This is a genomic window from Desulfovibrio subterraneus (assembly GCF_013340285.1).
In the GTDB taxonomy this organism is placed as follows: Bacteria; Desulfobacterota; Desulfovibrionia; order Desulfovibrionales; family Desulfovibrionaceae; genus Halodesulfovibrio; species Halodesulfovibrio subterraneus.
The window spans coordinates 127,393-153,969 of sequence record NZ_BLVO01000012.1 but is presented as its reverse complement, the minus strand read 5'-3'; the positions used below and the strand labels follow the sequence as shown (position 1 = coordinate 153,969).

Annotated in this window: 24 protein-coding genes; 14 read left to right on the top strand and 10 right to left on the bottom strand. The window is 58.6% G+C overall.

Annotated features, from left to right (window positions below; all coding sequences use genetic code 11):
- The first annotated feature begins 243 nt into the window (after window positions 1-243).
- The 7 genes from HUV30_RS04690 (at window position 244) to HUV30_RS04660 (ending at window position 8,553) form a co-directional block, all read left to right on the top strand.
- A complete protein-coding gene (locus HUV30_RS04690) occupies window positions 244-1,767 on the top strand; it encodes a 2-isopropylmalate synthase (RefSeq protein WP_174404271.1) in 1,524 nt (507 codons plus the stop codon).
- Between the two features lies 1 nt (window position 1,768).
- Complete coding sequence (leuC, locus tag HUV30_RS04685; protein WP_174404270.1) at window positions 1,769-3,025, top strand: 3-isopropylmalate dehydratase large subunit; 1,257 nt, start codon at window positions 1,769-1,771, stop codon at window positions 3,023-3,025.
- Window positions 3,026-3,174: 149 nt separating this feature from the next.
- A complete protein-coding gene (locus HUV30_RS04680; RefSeq protein ID WP_174404269.1) occupies window positions 3,175-3,669 on the top strand; it encodes a 3-isopropylmalate dehydratase small subunit in 495 nt (164 codons plus the stop codon).
- 315 nt (window positions 3,670-3,984) lie between these two features.
- Window positions 3,985-5,058 carry a 3-isopropylmalate dehydrogenase gene (gene leuB / locus HUV30_RS04675; protein WP_174404268.1) on the top strand — a complete coding sequence of 358 codons (1,074 nt, stop codon included), beginning with the start codon at window positions 3,985-3,987 and terminating at the stop codon, window positions 5,056-5,058.
- 202 nt (window positions 5,059-5,260) lie between these two features.
- Window positions 5,261-5,857 carry a hypothetical protein gene (locus tag HUV30_RS04670; RefSeq protein ID WP_174404267.1) on the top strand — a complete coding sequence of 199 codons (597 nt, stop codon included), beginning with the start codon at window positions 5,261-5,263 and terminating at the stop codon, window positions 5,855-5,857.
- Window positions 5,858-5,882: 25 nt separating this feature from the next.
- Window positions 5,883-6,698 carry a substrate-binding periplasmic protein gene (locus HUV30_RS04665; protein WP_174404266.1) on the top strand — a complete coding sequence of 272 codons (816 nt, stop codon included), beginning with the start codon at window positions 5,883-5,885 and terminating at the stop codon, window positions 6,696-6,698.
- Window positions 6,699-6,813: 115 nt separating this feature from the next.
- A complete protein-coding gene (locus tag HUV30_RS04660; RefSeq protein ID WP_174404265.1) occupies window positions 6,814-8,553 on the top strand; it encodes a 6-hydroxymethylpterin diphosphokinase MptE-like protein in 1,740 nt (579 codons plus the stop codon).
- Between the two features lie 61 nt (window positions 8,554-8,614).
- On the opposite strand, the gene pspC is transcribed toward HUV30_RS04660, so the two are convergent.
- The 3 genes from pspC to pspA all read right to left on the bottom strand — a co-directional run bounded on the left by pspC (window position 8,615) and on the right by pspA (window position 10,112).
- Complete coding sequence (gene pspC, locus HUV30_RS04655) at window positions 8,615-9,133, bottom strand: envelope stress response membrane protein PspC (protein ID WP_243452072.1); 519 nt, start codon at window positions 9,131-9,133, stop codon at window positions 8,615-8,617.
- The gene (locus HUV30_RS04650; protein WP_174404264.1) at window positions 9,126-9,347 is read right to left on the bottom strand and encodes a hypothetical protein; all 222 of its coding nucleotides are present in this window, start codon (window positions 9,345-9,347) and stop codon (window positions 9,126-9,128) included. The genes pspC and HUV30_RS04650 overlap by 8 nt, the downstream gene beginning before the upstream one ends.
- An 84-nt stretch (window positions 9,348-9,431) precedes the next feature.
- Complete coding sequence (pspA, locus tag HUV30_RS04645) at window positions 9,432-10,112, bottom strand: phage shock protein PspA (protein WP_174404263.1); 681 nt, start codon at window positions 10,110-10,112, stop codon at window positions 9,432-9,434.
- Between the two features lie 186 nt (window positions 10,113-10,298).
- Here pspA and pspF point away from each other — a divergent pair, with 186 nt between their 5' ends.
- The 7 genes from pspF (at window position 10,299) to HUV30_RS04610 (ending at window position 17,895) form a co-directional block, all read left to right on the top strand.
- On the top strand, window positions 10,299-11,342 hold the full coding sequence (pspF, locus tag HUV30_RS04640) for a phage shock protein operon transcriptional activator (protein WP_243452071.1): 1,044 nt from the start codon (window positions 10,299-10,301) through the stop codon (window positions 11,340-11,342).
- Between the two features lie 70 nt (window positions 11,343-11,412).
- Window positions 11,413-13,359, top strand: a complete 1,947-nt coding sequence (locus HUV30_RS04635; protein WP_174404261.1) for a molybdopterin biosynthesis protein — start codon at window positions 11,413-11,415, stop codon at window positions 13,357-13,359.
- A gap of 1 nt (window position 13,360) precedes the next feature.
- On the top strand, window positions 13,361-13,816 hold the full coding sequence (locus tag HUV30_RS04630) for a YbhB/YbcL family Raf kinase inhibitor-like protein (RefSeq protein WP_174404260.1): 456 nt from the start codon (window positions 13,361-13,363) through the stop codon (window positions 13,814-13,816).
- A gap of 241 nt (window positions 13,817-14,057) precedes the next feature.
- Window positions 14,058-14,672 carry a winged helix-turn-helix transcriptional regulator gene (locus tag HUV30_RS04625; RefSeq protein WP_174404259.1) on the top strand — a complete coding sequence of 205 codons (615 nt, stop codon included), beginning with the start codon at window positions 14,058-14,060 and terminating at the stop codon, window positions 14,670-14,672.
- Window positions 14,669-15,745, top strand: a complete 1,077-nt coding sequence (locus HUV30_RS04620; protein ID WP_174404258.1) for an N-acetylneuraminate synthase family protein — start codon at window positions 14,669-14,671, stop codon at window positions 15,743-15,745. The genes HUV30_RS04625 and HUV30_RS04620 overlap by 4 nt, the downstream gene beginning before the upstream one ends.
- Window positions 15,746-15,757: 12 nt before the next feature.
- The gene (locus HUV30_RS04615; RefSeq protein ID WP_174404257.1) at window positions 15,758-16,936 is read left to right on the top strand and encodes a glycosyltransferase; all 1,179 of its coding nucleotides are present in this window, start codon (window positions 15,758-15,760) and stop codon (window positions 16,934-16,936) included.
- 2 nt (window positions 16,937-16,938) lie between these two features.
- Window positions 16,939-17,895 (top strand): UDP-glucuronic acid decarboxylase family protein, encoded by a 957-nt coding sequence (locus HUV30_RS04610; RefSeq protein WP_174404256.1) that lies wholly within the window; start codon window positions 16,939-16,941, stop codon window positions 17,893-17,895.
- Window positions 17,896-17,950: 55 nt separating this feature from the next.
- On the opposite strand, the gene HUV30_RS04605 is transcribed toward HUV30_RS04610, so the two are convergent.
- Genes HUV30_RS04605 through HUV30_RS04575 form a run of 7 tightly spaced genes read right to left on the bottom strand, consistent with a single transcriptional unit; the run spans window position 17,951 to window position 26,577 of the window.
- Window positions 17,951-18,985, bottom strand: a complete 1,035-nt coding sequence (locus tag HUV30_RS04605) for a GDP-mannose 4,6-dehydratase (RefSeq protein WP_174404255.1) — start codon at window positions 18,983-18,985, stop codon at window positions 17,951-17,953.
- A gap of 3 nt (window positions 18,986-18,988) precedes the next feature.
- A complete protein-coding gene (locus tag HUV30_RS04600; protein WP_174404254.1) occupies window positions 18,989-20,221 on the bottom strand; it encodes a glycosyltransferase family 4 protein in 1,233 nt (410 codons plus the stop codon).
- A 3-nt stretch (window positions 20,222-20,224) separates the two neighbouring features.
- The gene (locus tag HUV30_RS04595; RefSeq protein WP_174404253.1) at window positions 20,225-21,196 is read right to left on the bottom strand and encodes a glycosyltransferase; all 972 of its coding nucleotides are present in this window, start codon (window positions 21,194-21,196) and stop codon (window positions 20,225-20,227) included.
- Window positions 21,193-22,239: a radical SAM protein gene (locus HUV30_RS04590; protein ID WP_174404252.1), complete on the bottom strand. Its 1,047-nt coding sequence runs from the start codon at window positions 22,237-22,239 to the stop codon at window positions 21,193-21,195. The genes HUV30_RS04595 and HUV30_RS04590 overlap by 4 nt, the downstream gene beginning before the upstream one ends.
- A complete protein-coding gene (locus HUV30_RS04585) occupies window positions 22,236-24,152 on the bottom strand; it encodes a glycosyltransferase (RefSeq protein ID WP_174404251.1) in 1,917 nt (638 codons plus the stop codon). The genes HUV30_RS04590 and HUV30_RS04585 overlap by 4 nt, the downstream gene beginning before the upstream one ends.
- A gap of 12 nt (window positions 24,153-24,164) precedes the next feature.
- Window positions 24,165-25,205 (bottom strand): polysaccharide pyruvyl transferase family protein, encoded by a 1,041-nt coding sequence (locus HUV30_RS04580; RefSeq protein WP_174404250.1) that lies wholly within the window; start codon window positions 25,203-25,205, stop codon window positions 24,165-24,167.
- A gap of 1 nt (window position 25,206) precedes the next feature.
- Entirely contained in the window at window positions 25,207-26,577 is a 1,371-nt protein-coding gene (locus HUV30_RS04575) for a Coenzyme F420 hydrogenase/dehydrogenase, beta subunit C-terminal domain (protein WP_174404249.1), read from the bottom strand.

Here is a 26,577-nt window from a genome sequence, read left to right as displayed (position 1 = left end):
CCCTAGGCTAACGGAGCACCGACAGAACGCGGAACAGGTCCGCACAAGGCCATAGGAGCAACCTCATGGCACACGCAGTCGTAACTATCGATTTCAGACAACTGCATCATCTGTCGTTCGTCAGGCAATTCGCGAACCTGCGACTATCCTGATCTTCCGGCCCACGCCGGATGAAGGATCGTCTCAAATTCCCGAATCCACGAACAGCAGACGCGGCGCGCGCCGCATAACAGGAGCATAATCATGTCTGACAAGGTTTTCATCTTCGATACCACCCTGCGTGATGGCGAGCAGTCCCCCGGTGCAACCATGAACATCCGCGAGAAGATCCGTCTCGCACGCCAGTTGGAAATTCTTGGCGTAGACATCATGGAAGCCGGATTCCCTGCCGCCAGCCAGGGCGATTTTGAAGCCGTAAAGGCCATTGCAGAGACCATCAAGGACGTGCAGGTGGCGGGCCTTTGCCGTGCCATCCAGCCGGACATCGACCGCTGCTGGGAAGCCATCAAAGGCGCGGCCGATCCCCGCATTCACACTTTTGTCGCCACCAGCCCCGTGCACATGCAGTACAAGCTGCGCAAGTCGCCGGAGCAGGTGATCGAAATGGCCCGCGAGGCAGTCAAGCGCGCGGCCAACTACACCTCGAACGTGGAATTCTCGGCCGAAGACGCCTCGCGCTCCGACTGGGATTTTCTCGCCCGCGTGGTGGAAACCGCCATTGATGCAGGTGCCACCACCATCAATATTCCCGATACCGTGGGCTATGCCCAGCCTCAGGAATTCGGCGAGATGATCTCCTACGTCATGAACAAGGCTTCCAACAGCCACAAGGCCATCTTCAGCGTGCACTGCCACAACGACCTCGGCCTTGCCGTTGCCAACACGCTGGCCGCGCTCAAGGCAGGCGCACGGCAGGCAGAGGTGACCATCAGCGGCATAGGCGAACGTGCAGGCAACGCCTCGCTGGAAGAAGTGATCATGGCCATGCGCACCCGCTCCGGCTACTACCAGCTGGAAAACCGCATCCAGACCGAGCAGCTCTTCCCCACCTGCCGCCTGCTCTCCATGATCATCGGCCAGCCCATTCCGCCCTACAAGGCCATCGTGGGCCCCAACGCCTTCGCGCATGAATCCGGCATCCATCAGGACGGCATGCTCAAGAACCGCGAAACCTACGAGATCATGACGCCCGAATCCGTCGGCCGCCTGAAAACCGAGATCGTGCTCGGCAAGCACTCCGGCCGCAACGCCATCAAGGGCAAGGTGGAAGAGCTCGGCTACAGGCTGGATGACGAACAGATTCAGGTCGTGTTCGAAGCCATCAAGGGCCTCGCAGACAAGAAGGAAAAGGTATACGATGAGGATGTGGAAGCCATCATCCTCGAAGAGGTTTTCCGCATTCCGGACAACTACCGCCTGAAGCACCTTTCCGTGCAGGCCAGCGACGTGGGCGTGCCGCCCTCCTCTGCCGTGGTCATGGAAGTGAACGGTGAAGACAGGCAGCACACCACCTTCGGTGTCGGCCCCATTGATGCGGTGTTCAACGCCATTGCCCAGATTGTGGGACGCAATCCGCAACTCAAGCGCTACTCGGTGAACGCCATTACCGGCGGCAGCGATGCGCAGGGCGAAGTAACCGTACGCCTTGAAGAAAATGGCAAGGAAACCGTGGGACGCGGTTCCGCCCCCGATATTATCGTAGCCAGTGCGCGCGCCTATCTGAACGCGCTCAACCGGCTCGCCAAGAAGGAACAGGAGGACAAATAGGATGGCTCATACCCTCGTGCAGAAGGTTCTGCAGAAGCATACCGACCAGCAGATCACCGAGGCAGGACAGATTGTCCAGTGCAATATCTCGCTGGCCCTGGCCAACGACATCACCGCACCGCTGGCCATCAAGTCCTTCCGCGCCATGGGCGCAAAGAAGGTATTTGACAAAGACCGCGTGGCACTGGTCATGGACCACTTCACCCCCCAGAAGGACATCGAGTCCGCCATTCAGGTGAAGGGCGTACGCGAGTTCGCCGAAGAGCAGAACATTACCCACTACTACGAAGGCGGCGACTGTGGCGTGGAACACGCCCTGCTGCCTGAACTGGGCCTTGTGGGTCCCGGCGACATCGTGGTGGGCGCAGACTCCCACACCTGCACCTACGGCGGCCTCGGCGCATTTGCGACCGGTCTCGGCTCCACCGACGTTGCAGGTGCCATGGCGCTTGGCAGCACCTGGTTCAAGGTGCCCCCGACCATCAAGGTGGAATACAGCGGCACCATGCCCGCCTATGTGGGCGCAAAAGACCTTATCCTCAAGCTCATCGGCGAAATCGGCGTTGCCGGCGCGCTCTACAAGGCCCTCGAATTCGGCGGCCCCGTGGTGGACGCTCTCGACGTTGAAGGCCGCATGTGCATTGCCAACATGGCCATTGAAGCAGGCGGCAAGTGCGGCCTGTTCCCCGTGGATGAAAAGACCATCGCCTACACCTCTGCCCGCGGCCGCAACGACAGCCCCATGACCGCAGACGCCGGTGCCGTGTATGAACGCGTGGTGCGCTTCGATGTTTCCGGCATGTCTCCGCAGATTGCCTGCCCGCACCTGCCCGAAAACGTGAAGCCCGTTGAAGACGTGAAGAACGTGCGCGTCAATCAGGTGGTTGTGGGCTCGTGCACCAACGGCCGCATCAGCGACCTGCGTGAAGCCGCCGCCATCTTCAAGGGCCGCAAGGTTGCCAAGCATGTGCGCGCCATCATCCTGCCCGCCACCCCCGGCATCTGGAAGCAGGCACTGAAGGAAGGCCTCATCGAAACCTTCATGGATGCAGGCTGCATTGTCGGCCCAGCCACCTGCGGTCCCTGCCTCGGCGGCCACATGGGCATTCTGGCGGACGGTGAAGTGGCCATTGCCACCACCAACCGCAACTTCAGAGGCCGCATGGGCAGCCTTGAGTCGGAAGTGTACCTCTCCAGCCCCTGCGTGGCTGCGGCATCCGCCATTGCCGGCGAAATCGCCGACCCGCGCAAGCTGTAGGAACCACCGGCGGGAGTGCCCCTTGGCCTACGGCGGAGAGAAATCTGCCCTCAGCCCGGCACGGCACCCCGCGTTAGCGATGTATCATCCGTTGTTTCGCCCGCACCGCACAATACGGGAACGGCGAAACACCAAGAGGAGTTTATATCATGATTTATCAGGGTACTGCCCACAAGGTCGGTGACCATATCGACACCGACGCCATCATCCCCGCCCGCTTCCTCGTCACCACCGATGTGAAGGAGCTGGGAGCCAACTGCATGGAAGGTCTCGAAGCAGGCTGGGTCAAGCGCGTGAAAGAAGGCGACATCATGGTCGGCGGCGTGAACTTCGGCTGCGGCTCTTCACGCGAACATGCCCCGCTCTCCATTCTGGGCGCCGGCATTCCCGTGGTTGTTGCACATTCCTTTGCGCGCATCTTCTACCGCAACAGCTTCAACATGGGCCTGCTGCTCATTGAAGTGGGCGACGACATCAGCAAGATCAGCGACCGCGACGAGATTGCCCTCGACGTGGAAAAGGGCGTTATCAGCAACAAGACCACGGGTGCCGAGATCAAGTATCCTCCGCTGCCCGAGTTCATGCGCGAGTTCCTCACCAAGGGCGGCCTTATTCCCTATGTGAAGGAAAAGCTGAACGCGTAGGTTGATGAAGAAGCGGTTGTGATTTTACGTGTTTTTTTGCCTTCGACGAGCAGGGGGATAATCCCCCTGCACCCCTGACAGCGAGATGCGCCGTACCTGCGATGCCAAGCACGGCTTTGCAGAATGCTGAAGAGGACAACAGGATGGGGGGCTGCCCCCCGCACATGCCCCCTCTTCCCATGTACCGCAGATAAATACTCCGCGGATGTCGCGTCAGTACGTGAAAGGGTTTCCAAAGGGGCGGTTGCCCCTTTGGCCGCCGGAGGCAGACAAAACACCCCATTACAAACAAATTTCCCATTACGGAAGAAGACCATGAACATGAATATATGCCTGATGCCGGGCGACGGCATAGGCCCCGAAATAGTGGAACAGGCGGTGGCGGTACTGAACAAGGTAGCTGCCAAGTTCGGGCACACGGTTGAATACTCCGAAGCGCTGATCGGCGGTGTGGCCATCGACGCCACGGGCAATCCCCTGCCTGACGAAACCGTTGCCAAGTGCAAGGCTGCCGATGCAATTCTGCTCGGCGCCGTGGGCGGCCCCAAGTGGGACACCCTGCCCGGCAACCAGCGCCCCGAAAAGGGCCTGCTGGGTATCCGCAAGGCGCTGGGCCTGTTTGCGAACCTGCGCCCTGCCAAGCTGTTCCCCGAGCTTTCCAAGGCCTGCTTCCTGCGTCCCGACATCGTGAAGGACGGCATTGACGTGATGGTGGTGCGCGAACTGACCGGCGGCATTTACTTCGGCCAGCCTGTGGGCCGCGAAATGCGAGATGGCAAGATGACCGCCTTCAACACCATGGTGTACGACGAGGAAGAAGTGCGCCGCATTGCGCGTCTGGCCTTTGACGCAGCCATGAAGCGCGACAAGCGCCTGTGCTCCGTGGACAAGGCCAACGTACTGGAAGTTTCCCGCCTGTGGCGCGAAGTGGTGGAAGAAGTGGCCAAGGAATACCCCGAGGTCGAACTTTCCCACATGTACGTGGACAACGCAGCCATGCAGCTGGTGCGCAATCCCAACCAGTTTGACGTGATCGTCACCGGCAACCTGTTCGGCGACATTCTTTCCGACGAGGCTGCGGTCATCACCGGTTCCATCGGCATGCTGCCTTCCGCCTCTCTCGGCTCGGAAGGTCCCGGTCTGTACGAACCCATCCACGGTTCCGCTCCCGACATCGCCGGCCAGAACAAGGCCAACCCGCTGGCGACCATTCTGTCTATAGCCATGATGCTGCGTTACGCCTTCAACCTTTCCAAGGAAGCGCAAGCCATTGAAGATGCCGTGCAGCGCGTGCTGCAGGAAGGCTACCGCACCGGCGACATCATGGAAGAAGGCAAGAGCCTGGTCGGCTGCAACACCATGGGCAACCTTGTGGTGGAACGCCTGTAACAGATTGCTTTGAAATCAGTGATTACGCATGCAAAACAGAGCGCCGTTCTTCAGGGAACGGCGCTTTTTTCAACTCCTGACCTATACCTCATCTACCTCATCGCGGCTTGGCGTTTTTATGTTTTTGCGCTAGTCTCACGCCGATTTATCAATTTGCCATTTCTGGAGCCTTACAATGTTTACTTCCGGCCGGTTTCCCCGAATGATCACAATCCGGGCTGTTGTCGTTTCTGCCTTTCTCATTGGCGCAAGCCTGCTTGCCGGATGCATGGGAGCCTCTTCCAACGGCGCGGTGGCTGATGACGATTCTGCCACCTTCACGGTGCAGGGCAACACGGCTGTCATGCGGGGCATGATAGACAGGAGCACGTCCAACGCCATTATCGACCTGATGTCGGAAAACGACCATGTGCGCACCATTGTCATGCAGCGCGTGACAGGCTCCACCGGCTACCGGGAACTGCGGGATGCGGCAAGGCTGATACGAGATTACCGCCTTACCGTGCACGTGCCGGACGGCGGCTACGTTGCCCCCGCCGCCATGGACTTCTTCATTGCCGGATGGAAACGCAGCGCCGATGCAGGTGCCAACATCGCAGTGGGTTCATGGTTCGACGGCGACAACTACGGCGTGGACCTGCCGCGGCACAACAGCCTGCATTACGGGTATCTGACATGGATGCGCGAAAACGGCATTCCCGAAGACTTTTACTGGTTCTCACTGACTGCCGCCCCCAAAGGTGACGAGCGTCCTCTCACCCGCGAAGAATTGATCCGTTTCCGGCTTGTTACCCAGTAACTGCCATGTGCACGGAGCACCTGATATGAAAAGAACATCCGAGGGTACGCGCCATATCCTCCGGCTTTACGGCCTGTTCTGCTGCGCCCTATTGCTGATTGCGCTTTTCACTCCGCAGGCAGTTCACGCACGGCAGCGTCAGCTGCACATCGTCATGACCGAGTGGGTTCCCTATACATCCAGCAACATGGTCGGCAAGGGAGCCCTGGCAGAGATGGCGGAAATAGCTTTCAAACTGCAGGGACTTGCCGTGCAGTTTTCCATCGTCCCGTGGCAACGGGCCGTTGACATGATGGACAGACATGAAGCCGATGCCCTTCTGCCGGTCTACACTTCCCCCCGCAACAAGGGCCGCTACTACCTGAGCGATTCCATGCTCTCTGTCGATTCTGTGTTTGTCCGCCTGAAGGATATGCAGATACCCTATAAACAGCTGGATGACCTCATTGCGTGGCGCATAGGCGTGGTCAAGGACACATCCTATGCCGCCACACTGGGCAAGCAGGGCCCCTTCATCGTGGAGGAGGCGCCCCACGAACTGATGAACTACCGTAAGCTTGTCACGGGGCGCATAGAATTGATGCTTGATACACGGGAAACCATCGAGCGGATGATGGACTCCCTGCCCGCATCCGAACGAAAACCGCTGGAATACATGGAACCGCCCTACCAGACCAGCACGCTGCACCTTGCCTTCCATCCCACAGACACGGGCAAGAAGCTGCGCGATATGTTCAACGACGGCCTTGCCATGCTGCACGACAAGGGCATTTATGCCGCCATACTGGAAAAGCACAGCATTGCGCGATCTACGGGGCATCCGGTCAGACACATAGAATAGTACTCGTGGCAACACATGGTGGAACCATATCCGCTTCTCTTCAATACTGAACTTTTCGTAACCCGAACTTTCGAGTAGCTATTACGGGCGGGATTCACAACGAAAGAGGATTCAAATGCACCTTCGCACTTTCATTAATACCCTTAGCGGAAGCCCAGCCACAGACTACATCATTTCCATTGGCCCACTTCCTGCCGATAGCCGACGGGAGGGTGACAGGTGCCTTGTCATTTATGAACCGACTCCTCAGCACATCCTCAAAATCAAGGATATCCCCGCTGCAGAACTTGGAACGGGAATCTCCCTGCATATCGACTCGGTCACCTACCATGCTCACAGCCGTAATGTAAAAGTTCTGCAAGGGTTTCTGGCTTTCTGGTTCATGAAGTACATCTGGCTCCCTTTGCATTCAGTACAAATCCCTGACCATCTCGGCCTTCGAAAAGAAAGCAAAGAAGATTTCATCCATGAAATCAACAAGCTCAGGAATCAGGATTTACTACTTACACATCCCTTGACGGACAAGATCCGCAAAGCGGGAAAAGGATTTCCCGCAATCCTGCTTATGCCTGGCCCCTCGCTCAGCAATATCACCGGAAAGCTCAAGGCTCTTGCAGAAAAAGCCATAATCATCTGCATTTCAAGAACCGTCGGATTCGCTCTGCAGGAAGGGGTAGAGCCTGACCTTGTAATCCAGCTTGACTGCCACTGCCTGCAGCAACGCTTATTCCCTGAGCAGCATTTCCAGGATACGACACTCCTGTCACTTTCTCTGGCCCCGATTTCCGGATTTGCCAAAAATTTCCGGCAAGTATTCTTTACAGACAGCTTTGATCTGGAAGTTCTTCCTAACAGCTATAGACCGAAAGAATCATGGCTGAGTACGTTTCTACTGTGCCTTGGCGCAGCAGAAACTCTTGACCTTGAAAGTCTTTACGTTTTCGGGAGCGACCTGTCCTACCAGAACAAAGATGCCTGCTATTATAACACCACAGATGGTGCAATTGATAACGCCACACATGTTGAACAAGAGTTCATTACAGCAATAAAAAATGGCGAGTTCATAACATGCGACATCAACAACACCCCTGTATCTACGACATTACAATATTTTGCCACAGCCTTTGAAGCAGAGATGTTCGCACAGGAGATAATGCAATCTGCGGGAACGCGTTTTTACAACGCCTCAAGCTCAGGTATTCTTTCACCGGAAATGTTCATTCCTGTAAACGAAGACCACATCCTTCAACGCCAGGACTTTAACAGGGAGCGTTTCCGCAAACGTCTTGATGCAATGGCAAATCACAGGGAAACTATCAACTACAACCTGCTAAAGCACAAAATCCGGTTACGCATCCAGCAGCTGCGTGAAGCGCTCAAGGTTGCGCGTGAAGTTGACCCTTCCTCACACCCCGAAGAGCGCTATCCCCTGTTTCAAATAGTGCATGAGCTGACTCTTGATAATCCGGGGGTCATGTCATCCCAGGGGAAAGCGCAATTCACCTGCGGCCTTCTGGATGTATGGCTGACAGAAGCCAGGCGTGCATTGAACATTGTCACCCTCCATCAGCAAGCGCCTGAAACTCCGGTCACACTGCTCTGCTGCCCCGAAGAATTTGAGGTTTGTGGCGAGCCTATTCTCAAGCAGCACCCGAACTGGCAAATAGCTCCTCTTGCAGTGACCGATATCTTTTCGCCGTCAGCCACCATGCCTTCAGTGCCTTTTCACCGGCTGCATGCAGACGCGGTTGAAGGAAAGCCGATAGTCCTTATCACCCGGGCGCTCCTTGATCGTTACGGCTATCTGATCCAGGCCATGCCATCGGACAACATACTTGAATATCCTGCACAGTAATAAAAAAGCGCCGTTGGCAATCAACGGCGCTTTTTGCATTTTCTGATACAAACATTATCAATCAGGCATGGTCCCGGAACCGTCGTTCCCAGTCATATTCCTTGCTGGTCACCACGTTTTCCATACGGCGGATGCGTTTTTCGATGCGGTCAAACTTGTCACGAAGTCGTGAAATAGCCTCGGACCGTGATCCAACGTATGCGGAGTAGAAATCTTTCTCCGCATTATCCTGCGGCATATATACGGGCTCAGGCTTCACGATGAGGCCGAGCATCACGTAGATGATCGCCACGGGCCAGAAGGCGGTGAATATGGCTGCAAAGATGAATGCCAGCCGGACGTAGCGCACGCGCACGTCGAAATAACGGGCCAGCCCCTTGCACACGCCCATGACCTTGCCATCACGCGCGCGGTAGAGCGTCTTGCGGCCTTCATGATCGTGCCACTCACCTTCGCCGCGGGTATCGTGCCGATATCCGCCGGGCCCCGGATCGGAGCAGAACCTGTCTGTACAACGGCGGCTTCGGGAGCCGTGTCCCTGTCCGTGATCCGAACGGTTGCCGTACATATATCTACCCATCCTTCCGTTCCTTTTCCTGCAGCAGGGATTCCAGCACCTCAATGCGTTCCTCCATGCGGGCGAGGGAGCGATACATTTCCTGAATCATGCGCGCTTCGTCCATGGCCTGCGGTTCACTCTCCGGCCTGCGCCTCTCGCGCAGCAGCTTGAAGACAAGAAACACGCACAGCGTGGGGATGATAAGCCAGAATAAAAAGAATGGACCGTGAGGCATGCCAGCTCCGAATATATGCATTGATTACCTTCCAGATATCGCCACTTTCTGTTGTGTACCCCACCTGCGCACTGCGGACAAGCGCTAGCTGTTTTCGCGGGGGTCCTTGCCTACACGTTCCTTCAGAGCTGCAAGTTCACGCTCAACCTGTTCGGAACCTTCCAGTTCACTGAAACGGGAATCGAGTGAACTCTTGCGCAGTGGAAGACCGGCCACGTCTGCCTCGGCTTCCATACGTTCGACACGCTGTTCCAGTTCCTCGAAACGGCGCACGGCGTCGTAGCCCTCGGCGCGGGTGGCATCCATGCGTGCCTGCTTGCGCACAACAGCATGCACCTGACGCTGCACAAGAAGGCTCTGCTTTTCCTTGGTGGTCTTCAGCTTGGATTCCAGCACGGCCAGATCTTCCTGCGCCTGCGCCACAAGCGCTTCGCATCCGGCCAGTTCGCGATCAAGGGCTTCAATCCTGTCCGTTTCGCGGTGCTTTTCGATAAGCGCCTCGCGGGCAAGTTCTTCGCGCCCCTTGGCAATAGCCAATTCGGCACGCTGTTCCCACTTCGCCACGAGCTCGAGAATACTATCCCGTTCACGGCGGATACGCTTGCACTCCGCCATGGTACCGGCGCAGTTGGCCTTCAGTTCAACCAGAGTCTCTTCCATTTCACGGATCATCATACGGATCATCTTTTCCGGATTCTCCGCCTTGTCCAGCATGGCACCGACGTTGGAAGCGATAATATCCTGAAAACGGGTGAAAACGCCCATAACGGCCTCCTGTTTGTTTACGTGAGATACCTTGCTATAGGCAGAAACCGTGCCAGAAGTTGCTATCCCCATAACATACTGATTATACTATACTTATAGAACAAAAACGGATTTTCTTGGTGGCATAAAATACTAATCAGTGGCAAATAACCTCACTTTATGCCATTCAAAGCCATGAACGACAGCATGACCTCTCCGGCCCTCACAGAGGCACTGGGCACCTCGGACGCCTTCCTCTCCTTTCAGGAAACGCTCTCCAGAGCCGCCACCGTTGAGCGCCCCATTCTCATCATCGGCGAACGCGGCACCGGCAAGGAACTGGCAGCATCACGCCTGCACTATCTCTCGGCGCGCTGGCAAAAGCCCATGATCACGGTCAACTGCGCCTCGCTGACGGAATCTTTGCTGGAATCGGAACTGTTCGGCCATGAGGCCGGTGCTTTTACGGGTGCGACAGGGCGCAGGACGGGGCGCTTTGAACAGGCAGACGGCGGCACCCTCTTTCTGGATGAAATAGGCGCCATGCCATTGCGCATGCAGGAGGCCATTCTGCGTGTTGTGGAATATGGCACCATGCAACGTGTGGGCGGCTCGCGGCCCGTGCAGATTGATGTGCGCATCATTGCCGCCACCAATGCCGACCTGCCCGCCATGGCAGCACAAGGCACTTTCAAGCCCGACCTGCTGGACAGGCTGAGCTTCGAAGTGCTCACCCTGCCGCCATTGCGCGAACGGGGAGAGGATATTCAGCTGCTTGCAGAACGCTTTGCCGCCTCCATGTGCGTAGAACTGGGACTTTCCGGCATGCCGGAACTCTCGGACAAATTCATCGCCGCCCTGCACCGGCACCCGTGGCCGGGGAATATCCGTGAGCTCAAGAACACCGTGGAACGCGCTGTTTTCAGGCAGGGAACACAGCTTTCAGATCTGCCGCTTTCGCCCTTTGCCTCACCATGGGCACAACCGGCAGAACGCACAAGCGCCCCCGCGGGCGTTTCCCGTGCACACGACAGCCCCGCGCCGGTTCCGTCCGAGAGTCGGCAGGCCACCCTCTCTCAACCCCTGCACCAGGCGGTGGAAGCCGTTGAGGTTCGCTACCTTGCCGAGGCCATGCGGCGGGCAAAACATAACCAGAGACAGGCTGCCGCTCTGCTGGGGCTTCGCTATCATCAATTTCGCGGGTTGTACCGAAAGCACAAGCAGGCTATAGAAGGCCCAGACAATACATAATGAACCGGAACCGGCCGCCATCAGTTCCTGCTGCAAACTCTGCCGCCTACCGCACCTTTTCGAGGATCATATGAGCAGTCACAAACGCAACGTCTATCTCAAGACCATTCCCATTCCGGAAGCCGTTGAAAAGGCCCGCACCGCACTCGACCGTGACATGCTGATACGGTCGGTCTTCGTTCCTGTGCACGAAGCGGCCGGCAGAGTGCTGTCCGAAGCGGTATTTGCCCGTTTTTCCTCTCCCACATTTCACAGCGCAGCCATGGACGGCTATGCGGTAAACGCAAAAACCACGTTCGGTGCGCGCGAGGGTTCGCCCTTTGAACTGATCGAGGGCAGAGACTGCTTTGCCGTGAACACCGGCAATCCTCTCCCTGACGGATGCGACGCCGTCATCATGATCGAGAATGTAACCCGTGCGGGCGACAATGCCATTGCCATAGAGGCTCCGGCCTTTCCGTGGCAGCATGTGCGCCGCATAGGGGAAGACATCGTGGCCACGGAACTGCTTTTTCCGCAGAACCACCGCATATCCCCCTACGACATCGGCGCGCTGCTCAGTGCAGGCATATGGGATGTGTATGTGTGGGAACCTGTCCGGATTGCCATCATTCCCACGGGCGACGAAGTGCTCGACTTCACCAAGCGTCCCACGCCCAAGGCAGGGCAGGTGGTGGAAAGCAACTCACAGGTACTTGCCGCCCTTGCAAGGCAGCACGGCTGCGAAGTGCGCCGCATTCCCCCGGTAGCCGACAAGCCCGAAGAACTGCAGAACGCCGTGAGCGACTGCCTTGCCTCGGATGCGCACATCGTCATCATCTGCGCAGGCTCATCCGCCGGTTCCAAGGACTTTACCCGCTCCACCATGGAAGCCTTCGGCGAGGTACTGGTGCACGGCATTTCCGCCATGCCCGGCAAGCCCTCCCTGCTGGGAGTATGCAAAGGCAAGCTGGTGGCCGGTGCCCCCGGTTATCCGGTCAGCGCAGTGGTCTGCTTTGAAGAACTGCTGGCTCCCCTCATCTGCTGGCTGGGCCGGCAGGATCATCAGGCACGCAAAACCGTGCCGGTGGAACTGACCCGCAAAGCCCCGTCAAAGCTGGGCGTGGAAGAATTTCTGCGCCTCTCCGTGGGCAAGGTGGATGACAAATACGTGGCAACACCGCTTGCACGCGGTGCAGGCTGCATAACCTCCGTCTCTAAGGCGCAGGCCCTCACCCGCATTCCGGTGCAGTCCGAAGGGCTGGAGCAGGGCGGCACGGTCCCGGCGGAACTCATGGTCCCCGAAGCGGAGCTGGATAATATTCTCGTCTGCGTGGGCAGCCACGACAACACGCTGGACATATTGGCGGACGAGCTCATGGGCTTTACGCCCCCCATCCGCCTCACATCCAGCCACGTGGGTTCCATGGGCGGCATTCTCGCCATCAAGAGCGGCTCATGCCATTTTGCCGGGGCGCACCTCTTCGACCCGGATACCGGCGACTACAATTTCCCCTTCCTACAGCGCTATCTGCCGGACGCAGAAATCACCCTCGTGAACCTTGCCATCCGCCATCAGGGATTCATCGTTCCCAAGGGCAACCCCAAGGGCATACGGTCCATCCATGACCTTGCGGACGGTTCCATACGGTTCCTGAACAGGCAACGCGGTGCAGGCACCCGAATACTGTTCGACCACCACCTGCGTGATGCCGGAATCAATCCGACGCAGGTGGCGGGATACGACAAGGAAGAATTCACCCACATGGCCGTTGCCGTGAACGTGCTCACCGGAGCAGCGGACACGGGGCTCGGCATCTATGCCGCAGCCAAGGCGCTCGGGCTCGACTTCGTGCCGCTGGCGCGTGAACGGTACGATTTGATCATCCCCAACCGCTTCATGGATACCGCAGGAGCGCAGGCCGTGATGCGCCTGCTGGCATCGCCCACCTTCCACGCCCGCATCGAGGCACTGGGCGGCTACGAAACAACGCTTACCGGCCGCACCATGCAGCCCGGAACAGGACTGGGAGACTAGCATGCGCATATTCAGCCCCGCATTCGAAGACGGCGGAGTCATCCCCGCAGAACACACCTGCGACGGCGAAAACACCTCGCCCCCGCTGCAATGGACAGATGTTCCCGCCGGGGCCAAATTCCTGACACTTATCTGCGACGATCCCGATGCCCCCATGGGCGTATGGGACCACTGGCTGCTCTTTAACCTGCCCGCTGTGCATGAAGGGCTGGATGCGGGAATATCCCGCGAATTCGATCCGTTTCCCGGCGTAGCGCACGGCCTGAACAGCTGGAAAAGGGCCTGTTACGACGGCCCCTGCCCGCCTTCCGGCACCCACCGCTACTATTTCAAGCTGTACGCGCTGGACGCCCGCATCAACCTGAAGCCCGGTGCCACCAAGGGTGAGATTCTGCGCGCCATGGATGGCCACATTCTTGCGGAATGCCGCATCATGGGGCGCTACGCCAGAATATAACAACAATGCGGAGAACCTCTGCATTGTTATAATGCCTGCGCGTGTTTTTTGGAACACGACTTGCAAACCATCATTCACGGTTTCCATGAAGGAAATTTTGACTCCCATGGGAGCCGCGCGAATCCTTTCACATCTTTTCCGTTGAGAAAGCTGTATTTTCTCGGGGTATTGTTGACAGGATTTTGTGGCTTAACTAATATCAGTTACAAATCTACTAAACGTTTTCAAAAAGAGTCCGATAGTGTTCTTCATAGGGAAAGAATTCATAAAGCCGACCAAGAAGCTACGCATTTTGGCATTGCTGCAAGCTTTGTCCGAGAACAGCCGCCTGAGCCAGAGCCGCCTCGGAAAATTCAGCCATACCAGCAGCGCCATGGTGCACCAATACCTTTCCGACATGCAGAAGGCCGGACAGATAGAATTTCAGCCCGTGGACAAGAAAAGCTTCATGTACAGCCTTACGGAAAAAGGCTCCACGGGCAGACGGGAACTGATGGAAGCATACTGTACCGAAATGGTGCAGGCATATGCCTCTATCAAAGGACTTATCCGGCGAAGACTGGAACCACTCATGGAAAGAGGCATCAGCCGTGTTGCCCTTTTCGGAGCCGCGGAAACCTGCGAGCTGGTGCTCTCCGCCCTGCAGGGTTCGCATTTTGTGATAGCAGGCATTCTGGACAATGCTCCCCATAAGCAAGGCAAGACTTTTCACGATCACATCATTCTCGCACCGGCCGCTCTTGCAGATCTTGAAGTGGAAGCAATAGTCATCACATCGTTCGCCCAGCAGGACGACATTTACAAGCAACTCGTTTCCATGCCGTCTGCGGCCAACAGGGAGATTATCAGATTATGAAACCCGCACAGCACATCCGGCTCCGTTCCGGGCGAATCATCGGGGAAGGCCACCCTTGCTTCATCGTTGCCGAAGTGGGCAACAATCATCAGGGCGACATCTCCCTTGCCCGCCAGATGGTGGAAGAGGTTGCCCGCGCCGGTGCCGACGCCGTCAAGTTCCAGAAGCGTGACAACTCGGCCCTTCTGACCGCCGACGGGTTAAAGGCCCCCTACACCGGCCCTAACAGCTTTGGTCCCACTTATGGCGAGCACCGCGATGCTCTGGAACTTTCCATGGAAGAGATGGCCGAACTCAAGGCCCTTTCGGAATCTCTCGGCCTGGTCTTTTTCGCCTCCGCATGGGACATGAACAGCCTTGAGGCCATGCACACCCTCAATCCCGAGCTGATCAAGATCTGCTCTGCCGATCTTGTGAACACCCCCTATCTGCGCCGCTGCGGCGAAATGGGGCAGCCCATCGTCATTTCCACTGGCATGAGCGACTACGAACAGATCGACAAGGCCGTGGCGGAACTGCGCCGGTATCACAACGACATCGTCATTCTGCACTGCAACTCGTCCTACCCCTGCCCCGAAGACCAGATATGCCTGCCGGTCATGCACGACATCCGCGCACGCTACGGCCTGCCCACAGGCTACTCCGGCCACGAACGCGGCCTTGCCCCCACTCTGGCGGCTGTTGCACTCGGCGCAGTCATGGTGGAACGCCACTTCACGCTGGACAAGACCATGCGCGGCACGGACCATCAGGTTTCGCTCGAACCGGCAGAACTGGCCATGCTCGTGCGTATGACCCGCGAAATTGAAAGCTCCCTCAGGGGCAGTGAAAAACGCGTCTTCCCCGGCGAGGCCTCTGCCGCGCTCAAGCTGCGCAAGTCCATTGTTGCAGCGCGCGACCTGCCCGCAGGCTCGGTCATCACCGCGGCCGACCTCACGGTCAAAAGCCCGGGAACCGGCCTTTCTCCTGATTGCTGGGACGATGTCATCGGCAACACCCTGACCAGGGATGCCCGCCGCGACGAACAAATCAAATCCGAAATGCTGGCTGTTGCACTGAACGGCGCTGCCTAGCACGAGACTCCTATGCGCATAGTCCACTTTGCCGTCACGCCGCTCGCAGGGGCTCCCCTGCGCATCGTGCAGATGCTGAATGCCCACACCGGACATTCCGCACGGCTGGTGGACCTGTGCCGTTACGGAACGGAAGATTTCGGTCAGGACGTGGTGTTCAGCGAGACTCCCGAACTGGCCATGGAGCTTGCCGCGCAGGCGGACATAATCCACTTCCACAACTATCTGGATCTGGACAACACCCAGTTTGCGCCCATCGACTTCAGGGCGCTGCAGCGCAAGGGCACACTCTTCATCCGCCATTTCCACAGCCATCCTGATCTGGTGGCTTCCCGCATGGGCATCACGGCAAACGCTCTGCTCGCGCAGGATATTCCGGCTCTCGTCATCGCGCAGTTTCAGGAACGGTATTACCCTAAGGCACATGTCGTTCCCAACTTCGTGCCGGAACATGACCCGCTCTACCTGCCCGCGACGGTCCCGCTGCGGCACGACGTGTTTTACAGCCCCACCAATTTCAGAGACGCATGGGACTGCCGCTGGAACACCAAAGCAGCCCCGCAGACCCACTGCGCCATCATGGCGGCCTGCAAAAAGGCCGATGCATCGTGGGTGCTTGTGCACAAAACCCCGCTGCGCCGGACGCTGGCCCTGAAGCAGGCATCGCGCATCGTGGTGGATGACCTGACCACCGGTAGCTACCACCTGACAGGACTGGAAGCGCTGAGTCAGGGCAAGCCCGTGCTCGCGTATCTGGATGAACGCACCCGCAGCATCATGCAGCATTTTTCCGGCACTGCGGAGAATCCGTTCATCAATATCAAGCTGGAAGACGCCCTGCCCGTGCTGAACTATCTGCTTGCCGCTCCGGACGAAGCAGCCGAGATAGGCATGGCCTCCCGCGAATTCATGCTGACCCGCTGGAGATCGGACGAAATGGTGCAGCGCATAAGCGAAGCCTACGCCATGCTGGCGCACGATCCGGCATCCGTAACCCGTCAGCCGGAACTGCAATTGGACTGCTGTTCACGTCGCTTCTTCGCCCTGACTCTGCCGGACATCATACACACCAGCAGAAAGGCGCGGGATAAAGCGCAGATCCGCCCCCAGAATCCCCCTATGCATCTCATGGATGAGGAAACCGCGGATGCTGCCGACACGACGGTGGCTCTGAACAAGCAGGTGGCCTGATCATGACCAGAAAGCGCATTCTCGTAACCGGCGGCGCAGGCTTTCTCGGGTCGCACCTCTGCGAACGACTGCTCGCAGCCGGACACGACGTGCTGTGCGTGGACAATTTCTTCACCGGCAACAAGCCCAACATTGTCCACCTGCTGCAAGACCCGTATTTCGAGGTACTGCGGCACGACGTGACCTTTCCGCTCTATGTGGAGGTGGACGAGATATACAATCTGGCCTGCCCCGCTTCCCCCGTGCATTACCAGTATGACCCCGTGCAGACCGTCAAGACATCGGTGCATGGTGCCATCAACATGCTCGGGCTGGCAAAGCGCACCGGAGCACGCATTTTTCAGGCTTCCACGTCGGAAGTGTATGGAGACCCCACGGTGCATCCCCAGCCGGAATCGTACTGGGGCAACGTAAATCCCATCGGCCCGCGCGCCTGCTACGACGAGGGCAAGCGTTGCGCGGAAACCCTGCTCTTCGACTACCACCGGCAGTACGGTCTGGATATCAAGGTGGCCCGCATCTTCAACACCTACGGCCCCCGCATGCATCCCGACGACGGCAGGGTTGTCTCCAACTTCATCGTGCAGGCGCTGCAGGGCAAGGACCTGACCGTCTACGGAGACGGCAGCCAGACCCGCTCGTTCTGCTACGTTGATGACATGGTGGAAGGATTCATCCGCATGATGGACAACACGCCCGAAGGCTTCACCGGACCGGTGAACCTTGGCAACCCGCGCGAATTCACCATTCTGGAACTGGCGGAAAAGATCATCGCCAAGACCGGCAGCAGCTCGCGCATTCAGTTCAAGCCCCTGCCTGTGAACGACCCCATGCAGCGCAAACCTGATATTGCGCTGGCCAGAGAAAAACTGGAATGGGACCCGGCCATACAGCTGGATGCCGGGCTGGACCGGACCATCGCCTATTTCGAGAATCTGCTGGCCGGCAAACTCCCCTGAATTCCCGCATAATCGCCTTGCGCACTGCGAACGCACAGGCGCACGCCCTGCAAGATTACTCCCCCGACAGGCCTGCCTGCTCGTGGCGTATCATTTCCTTCACCACATCAGGCATATGCATGGTGGCCTTCCATCCCAGTTCCCGCTCCGCCACGGCCGGATCGCCGACACTGCTCGCAATGTCTGAAGGACGAAGCAGCGAAGGGTCCGCATGCACATGCGCGCGCCAGTCAAGGCCCACGCAGGCAAAGGCTTCGTGCACAAAATCGCGCAGGCTGGACTGAACACCCGTGGCAATCACATAGTCGCGGGGCTCCGGCTGCTGCAGCATGCGCCACATGGCCTCCACATATTCCTCGGCCCAGCCCCAGTCACGTTGCACGTCCATATTGCCGAGATGCAGGGTTTCCCCGCTGCCAGCGGCGATGCGGCACGCGGCTGATACGATCTTGCGGGTCACAAAGCGCGGACTGCGCAGCGGCGATTCATGGTTGAACAGCACTCCGGAGCAGGCATACAGCCCGTACGCCTCGCGGTAATTCGCCACTTCCCAGAAGGCGGTAGCCTTGGCAACGGCATAGGGGCTGCGGGGGTTGAAGGGCTTGCCGATGGTTGCGGGCACGCCCCCCACATCGCCGAAACTCTCGCTTGAGCCCGCGTTGTAGAGCCGCACCCCGACACCGAGAAAACGGATGGCCTCCAGCAGGTTCAACGTCCCGATGATGTTGCTGGTCATGGTTTCCAGCGGCTGCTCAAAGGAAAGGCTCACGGAGCTTTGCCCTGCAAGATTGTATATCTCGTCGGGCTGCACCTGCCTGAGAACGTGCAGCACACTGTGCAGTTCGGTGGCGGACATGGAGTGGATGACCACATTACCGCGCACGCCAAGATGCTCGAGCCGCCAGAAGCTGGTTGTTTCACTGTCGCGTGAGGTGCCGTGCACCTCGTAGCCTCTGGCCAGCAGATTCTTCGCGAGATAGGCGCCGTCCTGCCCGCTGATGCCGGTGATGAGCGCACGTTTCTTAGCCGATTGCTTCTCAATGGCAGAATCCTGCTCCGTCCGCTTCTGAACCGTTTCTTCCGGTGCCATATGTCACCTGCCCGCGTTCTTTCGGTTATCAGCCACCAAGGTCAGGTAAATATCACTAAAGACGGGATAAAGCGCCTCCCAGTCATATTCCAGCGCCCTGTTCCGCCCTTTGGCCCCCATGGTGGCGCGCAGCTGCGCATCGCCGAGCAGCAGGCTGGTCTTATCCGCCAGCGCCTGCACATCATCTTCCACAAAATACTCTGTTCCGCGTTCAAGGGTAAGCCCTTCCGCACCTATGCCGGTTGTCACAACCGGCAGGCCGCAGGCAGCCGCCTCGATGATCTTGGCCTTGATGCCGGAACCGAAGCGGATGGGCGCGAGTGCCACCTTCTCCCGACGGTAATAGGGGCGCAGATCATCCACCCAGCCGGGAACCTCTATATCGTCACCGGCCAGCGCCAGCAGCTCCGGCGGGGGGCTGCCCCCGAGCAGGGTCAGCGTGGCATCCGGCACCTGCTTTTTTACAAGAGGCCAGATGTCGTTTGCCAGATACAGGGCCGCATCCACATTGGGGTTATGGCGATAATCACCACAGAAGACCACACCGTGGGCTCTGTCTGCACCGGCGACTGATCTGGAAGCTGGCCTGACGTCCGACACAACGTCTGGCACAACGTCTGGTAATGTCGCGTTCAGCCATGCCACATCCTGCCCCGTGGGAATGACCACGATATGCAGGTCCGGCAGCTCGGCAAGCAGGGTCTGCCTGTCTGCCTCCGTCACTGCAATCACGGTGCTGGCCCTGCGGCAGGTTTCCAGTTCCTGCCTGCGTTCGCGCTCCCATGTTTCCCGCGCAGCCGGATCAGCTCCCTGCACCGAGAAACGGCGTTCCTCACGCTTGTATTCCACATCCATCTCATCGAGCACCACGGGAATGCCAAGCGAATCCCACATCCCTTCAAGGCAGATATGCATCCAGAACCGTTCCAGATGGATGATATCAAACCGGCCGTTGCCAAGCAGCGCCTGCACCCTGTCCGGCAGCTTGCGCGAGAACCTGTCCGATCCTTCGTGCGGGTAATTGAAAGGCACTGCCTCCACCCGCGCGCCAAGAGCCTCAAGTGCGGCCACATCTTCCGATTTGTCGAATGCGGGCATGAAATAGGTGGCAACGACCACGTCAAAATCCCTGCACAGCATTTTGACAAAGAAATACAGGCGGGTCACGCCGCTGGAAGCAAAGCGCTTGGGCAGGTTCTGCGAAACGAACAGAAGGGATGGTTTGCCGGATAGCATGGCTTACGCACCTGCCGTGGCTGTGAATTCTTCGTACACGGCACCATAACGCGTCAGAAACGCCGCCCTGTCATCGGGGCTCAGAGCCGTACACTGTGCGGCCTGTTCCTGCACGGCAGCATGGTTCTGTTCCAGCGTTCCGGCCTTGTCCCAGTTACGCACGAAATGCAGCATGAGTTTGGCAAATCCCTTTTCCGCCTCTGCGGTGTTCATGCTGTCGCGGTAGCGGCTGAACAGAATCTGGTTTTCCACCAGCAGGCGGGGCAGAAACCTGCGCCATGCCCGCAGCGTCTTACAGTCATCATGCCAGCGGAAGAAGGCCAGTGTTTCTTCCACCTTTTCCCACCGGCAGCCGGACAGGATAAGATGGTGCCAGAGATCCACATCCATGAAGTAATCAAGATCAAGGTCAAAACGGAAACGCTCTATGGCGCTGCGCCGGAAAAAAACCTCCGGAGTGACCAGCAGCCATTCCACGCCTCCCGTGAACGGGGATACCTTTTCGGGCGCGTTAACGAATGAACGCTGCGGCGCTCCGGCAAGCGGGGTATCGTCCGATACCATCTGCAGGCAGTTGCCGAGCACGACATCCGTTGAACTGCTCTGCGAAAAACGCCCCAGCGCACAGGCAAAGGCCCCCGGTGCAAACCAGTCGTCAGCGTTGAGCCAGACCACCACATCACCCGTGGTGCGGCCCAGCGTCTTGTTCAGGGCGTCGGACTGCCCCTTGTCCGGCTCGCTCACCCAGTCGAGGTCAATACCGAGGCAGCCACCGCCCAGCGTGCCTGCCGCCACTTCCTGCTGCAGGCGTGCCAGAATCTCCGGCGTGCCGTCAGTGGAACCGGCATCCCTGAGCACGGACTGAATGCGGAAGTTGCCCTGCTGTTCAAGAGCGCTGCGCAGTGATTTTTCCAGATACTGGCCTGCATTGAGGCAGGGCGTGATTACGGAGATTGTCAACGGACGTTCGGTCATGCTTTGTCTCCTGCCGTTGCTGCTTCTTCCATCGCAAGCAGACGCAGCGAATTTTCGAAATGGCAGGAAAGCAGGCAGCGCCTGCATCCGGCAAGCTCCCTGCGCGCCTTGGCAAATTCTTCGGAACGCCACAGGGTGGTCAGGTCGGCATCACGCAACGAGCCTATTTTTCTGTCCATTCCCCAGCAGGTCACAAGATTCAGCGCCTCGTCAATGCAGATTTCACGCTGCGGACCAAGGCACCGCCCAAGCCCCAGCCACGCGCCTTCGCGCACAAAAGCGGCCATGCTGCGCAGGTATTCCGGCGAATTGGTCACCGGAGCGCCCTGTTCCTTCAGCGTTATCAGCCGTTCTGCCGCCGCTTCCAGAGACTGCCATTCCGGCATCTGCGATGCGTCGGCATTGGCCAGATGCACATCGTCCGCATACAGCTGGAAAGATACCAGCAGGCCGTGCATACCGGCGAACTCCACAAGCGAATCCAGCGAATGCACGTTGCGGGCGGATACGGTGACAGAGATGCCCATGGGCATGAGCTTAAGCGCCGCCGCAGCCAGCAGATGCTCCATGGGCTGCTTCAGCGGAATGCCCCGTATGGCCTGATACAGGTCGGCATCCAGCGTATCAAGCGACATGCTCAGGCTGCCTATACCCGCTGCCGCAAGGCTGCGCACGCGCTTTTCCGTCAGCAGCACACCGTTGGTAACCAGCGCAGGATACATGCCAAGGCTTTTCACATGGCGGATAATATCCTCAAGGTCGCCGCGCAGCAGCGGCTCGCCACCGGAAAAGCCCACCGCCTTGCATCCCAGCTTTGCCGCGTGTTCCACAATATGCAGCAGTTCCTCAAGGGTGGGTTCGCCTGCCGTTCTGTCTTCACGCCACGCCATGCAATAGGAACAGCGCGAATTGCACCGCCCTGTCACGTTCACCATGGCTCTGTCTGGTGTCATGGCAGTTACCATGCCATTTGTCGTAGCGGGCGTCGTGCCGTTGGCCGCATCGGGCCTCGTGCCCTTTGTCGTATCGGAAATATCGCTCATCGCTTTCTCAACCATACGCTGCTGCATCCCTCTACCCACGGATTCGCGGCATCACGCCGCGTGAATATGGGTACATCGCGCGTGACCCGTTCCGTGAACGCCTGCGCGAGGTAGCTGTTGAACAACATGATTTCATACCGCCCGTTATCCTGCAGGAAGGCCCGCAGCATATAGCACTCGTTCCAGAACCTGCCGCCCATGACCCATGAACGGGGATATTCGAAGGGATAAAAGATGTCGTGAAAATGCACGATCACACCGGAGGCCAGCACGGGCAGGACATTGAAGAGCAGATGGTTCAGATCGCTCCCCACCTTGCTGACGTGGCTGGAATCCACAAATAGCACGTCTCCCGGCTGCAGTGCGCGGAACACATCCATATCCACCTGCTGCACGGGCTGGCGCAGCACCTCGGCCTGCTGTCCGTCTTCCTTCCGCAGCAGGGAATCGAGCCGCTCGGGATGCGGGTCAATAAAGGTCATGTGCAGGCTGCCGCCGAGGAACCTGTCGTTAATGTCCAGAATGGCGGCTGAAGAATGGCCCGACCCCACCTCGACAAGCCGGCGCGGGCGGAATGTGCGGAGCATGCCGTACAGCGACCATGCGTCGCCGTGACCGAAGAAGCCGTTGGAAAGCCCGTAGCGCAGACTGCCCGCCTCCTCTGCGAAGGGGAACTCGTCACGATATTCCAGCATGGTATCCCAGAGGGCGAGCTGGGCGTCGGTGCGCAGGTCTACATCGACGATGGCGTCTGCATCAGGCGCAGTGAACACAGTGTCCTGCCGCCGCGCAATGTCCTCAAGGTCGGGAACCGGACTGTAGTAGTGACCGGCAGGAAACGCGCAGCAGTCGTAGCGGCCCATGTCCGCAAGCAGATCACGATAAACACCCAGCGTTTGCGCTGCGGTCTTTTCCCACGAAAACGCGGTGACTGCCTCAAGGCCTTTGCGGGTTCGCTCCGAACCGCGCCCGTCATTAAGTATCGCAGGGAATATGGCAGCCAGTTCATCGGGTTGAGACGGATCAAATAGATATGGCACATCGCCCGCCACTTCGCGGGACGAGGGAATATCCGAGGCAATCACGGGGCACCCGCAAGCCATGGCTTCCAACAGAGGAATGCCGAAGCCTTCACCGTATGACGGATACACAAAACCGGCAGCGGTGTTGTAGTAGACGCACAACTCCTCGTCCGAAACCATGCCCTTGGCCTGCACTCTGTCCTGCAGGCCGAACGAGGCCACAAGCTGCGTCTCCTTTTCAGACAGCGGCTTGCCCACCACATACAGATCCGCTTCCGCATTCTGCTTCCAGCGGGCAAAGCCCTTGAGCAGACCGTCGAAATTCTTGTAGTGGTTACGGTCGCCCACATACAGGAAGAAGGGCCTGCCCCCCCCAACACCAGCGATTGCATCAGACGCAAGCGGACGGAAAAGGGGGTTGTAGCTCAGGTGCACCACGCAGACTTTGGCCGGGTCGACATCCAGAATATCCAGCACGTCCTGCCGCGTGTTTTCCGAAATGGCTATAACCTTGTCCGCATCGAGAATGGCATTTTTGCGGCGCTCGCGCAGGGCATCATCCCACGGGTCGCAGAAGAAGTTGCTGAACCGTTCGGGAACCATGTCGTAGAGCGACACCACTTTGGGGCCAGCCCACTCGCGGGGCGGAGTGAAATAGGTGCTGTGCCATATGGCGCTGCGCGACTGACGCAGGCGCGGATCGCACTCCCCGTGCTGGTACGAGATGAACGGGTGCCTCGGAAGCGGCTGCATGCTTGTGCCGTCGGTCAGCATGGTAACCCGCAGATTATTGTCCATCCCGCACATGCGGGGCAGGGTTTCGTTGAAAATCCGCGAGATGCCGCCCTTGGCCTGCACCTGATAGATGAATCCTTCTATGACAAGCTGCATATCCGTATCCGATTACAACGGCAGCCCGAGAGCCTGCGCAAGATATTGTCGGGAAAACGCCCGCTTGGCGTCTATGCTCGCATACGCTGCGGCATAGTCGAAGTGCCCGCTCAGCACGGCAGCAGGGTCATCGTGCTCACCGGCTATGGCATGGGCAAGGCCCGCATCATCCAGCAGCGTACCCACCTTGTTGCGCCGGTAATCCGTCATGAACATGCAGAAGGGCTTGCGGTTCAGAATGGAGTAGATCATGCCGTGGAACATGGTGGTGACCACGCAGTCGCTCTGCATGAAATACCCCAGCCACTCGAAAGGCGTAATGATGTCGCGGTTCACATCGCACCACTCGCGGTAATAGCCCAGCGCGACGGTCTTCTTGCCTGTCTTGCGGGCATAGGCGCGGATGCTCTCGACCATGGGCGGCGTGAAGAACCCGTACACGAGAATGTAGTCCTTTTCCTCCGGCAGCACTGCCTGTGCGGAAAGGTCGGTGAGAAAGGTGGGATCAAGCACAATGGGAGCCGCCGTGCCGGTAATGCCCTGCACCACGCGCGAGGCATTGGCATCCCGCACCGAGATGGACGAAAAACGCCTGATTCCTTCACAGACTGCATCGGGAATGGCATCACCCGCGTTCACCGTGCCGAAGCTGGGGGCGTAGGAAACAAGCCTTTCTGCCTGCACGCCGTGCGAAAAATAGACAGGGTCAAACCCGATAAGCTCCGTGGAAAAATTCCAGACCTCATCGCTACCCACCACCACCGCATCAAAGGCATGGCGGGCAAGGTCTTCCTGCGAGCGCAGGCGCGGTGTCATGTTCAGCAGGGAATGCGCCTCTTCAAAAAGGGCCATCTTGCGCATATTGCGGGCAGTGAGTTCGGCATTGCCGGGCAGTATGAAGCACTGGCGCTCGCGTTCCTCGAATCCGGGATTCTTGTAGTTGAGCACCTGCACATCAAGCCCCTGCGACCGCAGATAGGAATAAAGCGAATACACCTGACAGAAGGCACCGTAATTAATACCGTCGTGGAACGTCAGAATACCCGTGGTCATGTTATGCCTTCCTTGTGTCCTTCTGTTTCCTGCGTGCAAGCACGTCCTGAATGGCCTCTTCTACACGCGCGCCTGCATCGGGAGCATGCCTGTGGGCGGCATAGACTGAGGTGGTGGCCTGCCGCAGACAGTCGCGCAGCTCCATCCACTCGTTCTTTTCAGCATCGTCCCGCCGCTGCGGCTGCTGGCGCAGCACTGGCGGTTCCATGCCCGCCTCACGCATGAGGTGCAGCCTGTGCCGCAGGTCGTGCCGCTTGATGAGCTCAACCCCTTCCATGCGTTTACGCACGGGCTCCGCCGTCACATCCTCAAGAAAAATATCGCCGCGATCACGGCCCGCAGCCAGCAACCGCCCTGCCGCCTCAGACCGCACCATCACGAAATTCGCTCCGCCGTTGCCGTGGCAATGGGGTTCTTCCACCGCATCCGCAAAGCTCACGTCGGCCAGTTCCGAGGTAATGTCGTCGCAGAAATTACATCCTGCCACCTTGAAGCAATCATGCCCCCACAACCAGCCCATGCCTTCCGTCTGATAAATCTGGCCCTGCCGCGCCCCTTTGCCCGCACCCGAACGGCATTCGAAACGGTGATCCAGCTGATGCCGCTGCGCATCCTTGATACGGAAGCGCACCCTGTCCACCGCTCCGGCATCCAGCCCGCAGCGAAGACACAGGTATTCCGCAAAATACCGGCTGCGTGCCTGACCGCAGGTGAGCCCCACAGTCATGACAAGCCGTGATGCAAGTGCAGGAATGTGCTGGGCGGCCAGCCGGAACCCGCGAATGACGCAGGGAAGCCCCACCAGCGCGTAGCGGGCCTCATGCGCAGCCATTTCCGCCAGCATGTCTGCGGCGTGCACGGGATAGTATGCGGACCGCGAAGCCGCCCGCACTGCCTGCGCCGAATCGAGCAGCGCAAAACGGAAAAAGGTGTCCGGCCCCTTGGCGGGCACCACACAGGCCACACGGTCGACAAGGCCCTGTGCCAGCAATTCTTCCAGAAACCACGTGGTCAGGCCGCCGCCTGCGCCGTTTTCCCTGTGCTTGTGAACCAGTGAATATCCGGCATGGAGCGAACGGTAGCAGCCCAGCAGGTCGTCCTCGACAGGAGCGCACTCTTTTTCTGACAAAGAGAAAAGGCTGCGGCCCACAGTGGTGGTATCGTCGTTCCCTTCGCAGAGCGGGCAGACGGAAAGGCAGGTACCGCACTGCACGCAGACATCCGCGTTCAGCACGGGAGCGGGAATGCCGGAGTCATGCCATGCCATGCGCAGCGCTCCGGTTCCGGTGGCAGCCATGCAGGCACCGGCGCAGGTGCCGCACCCGACACAACGCCCCTGCATGACTATGCGCTCATACACCGTTTCCATCAT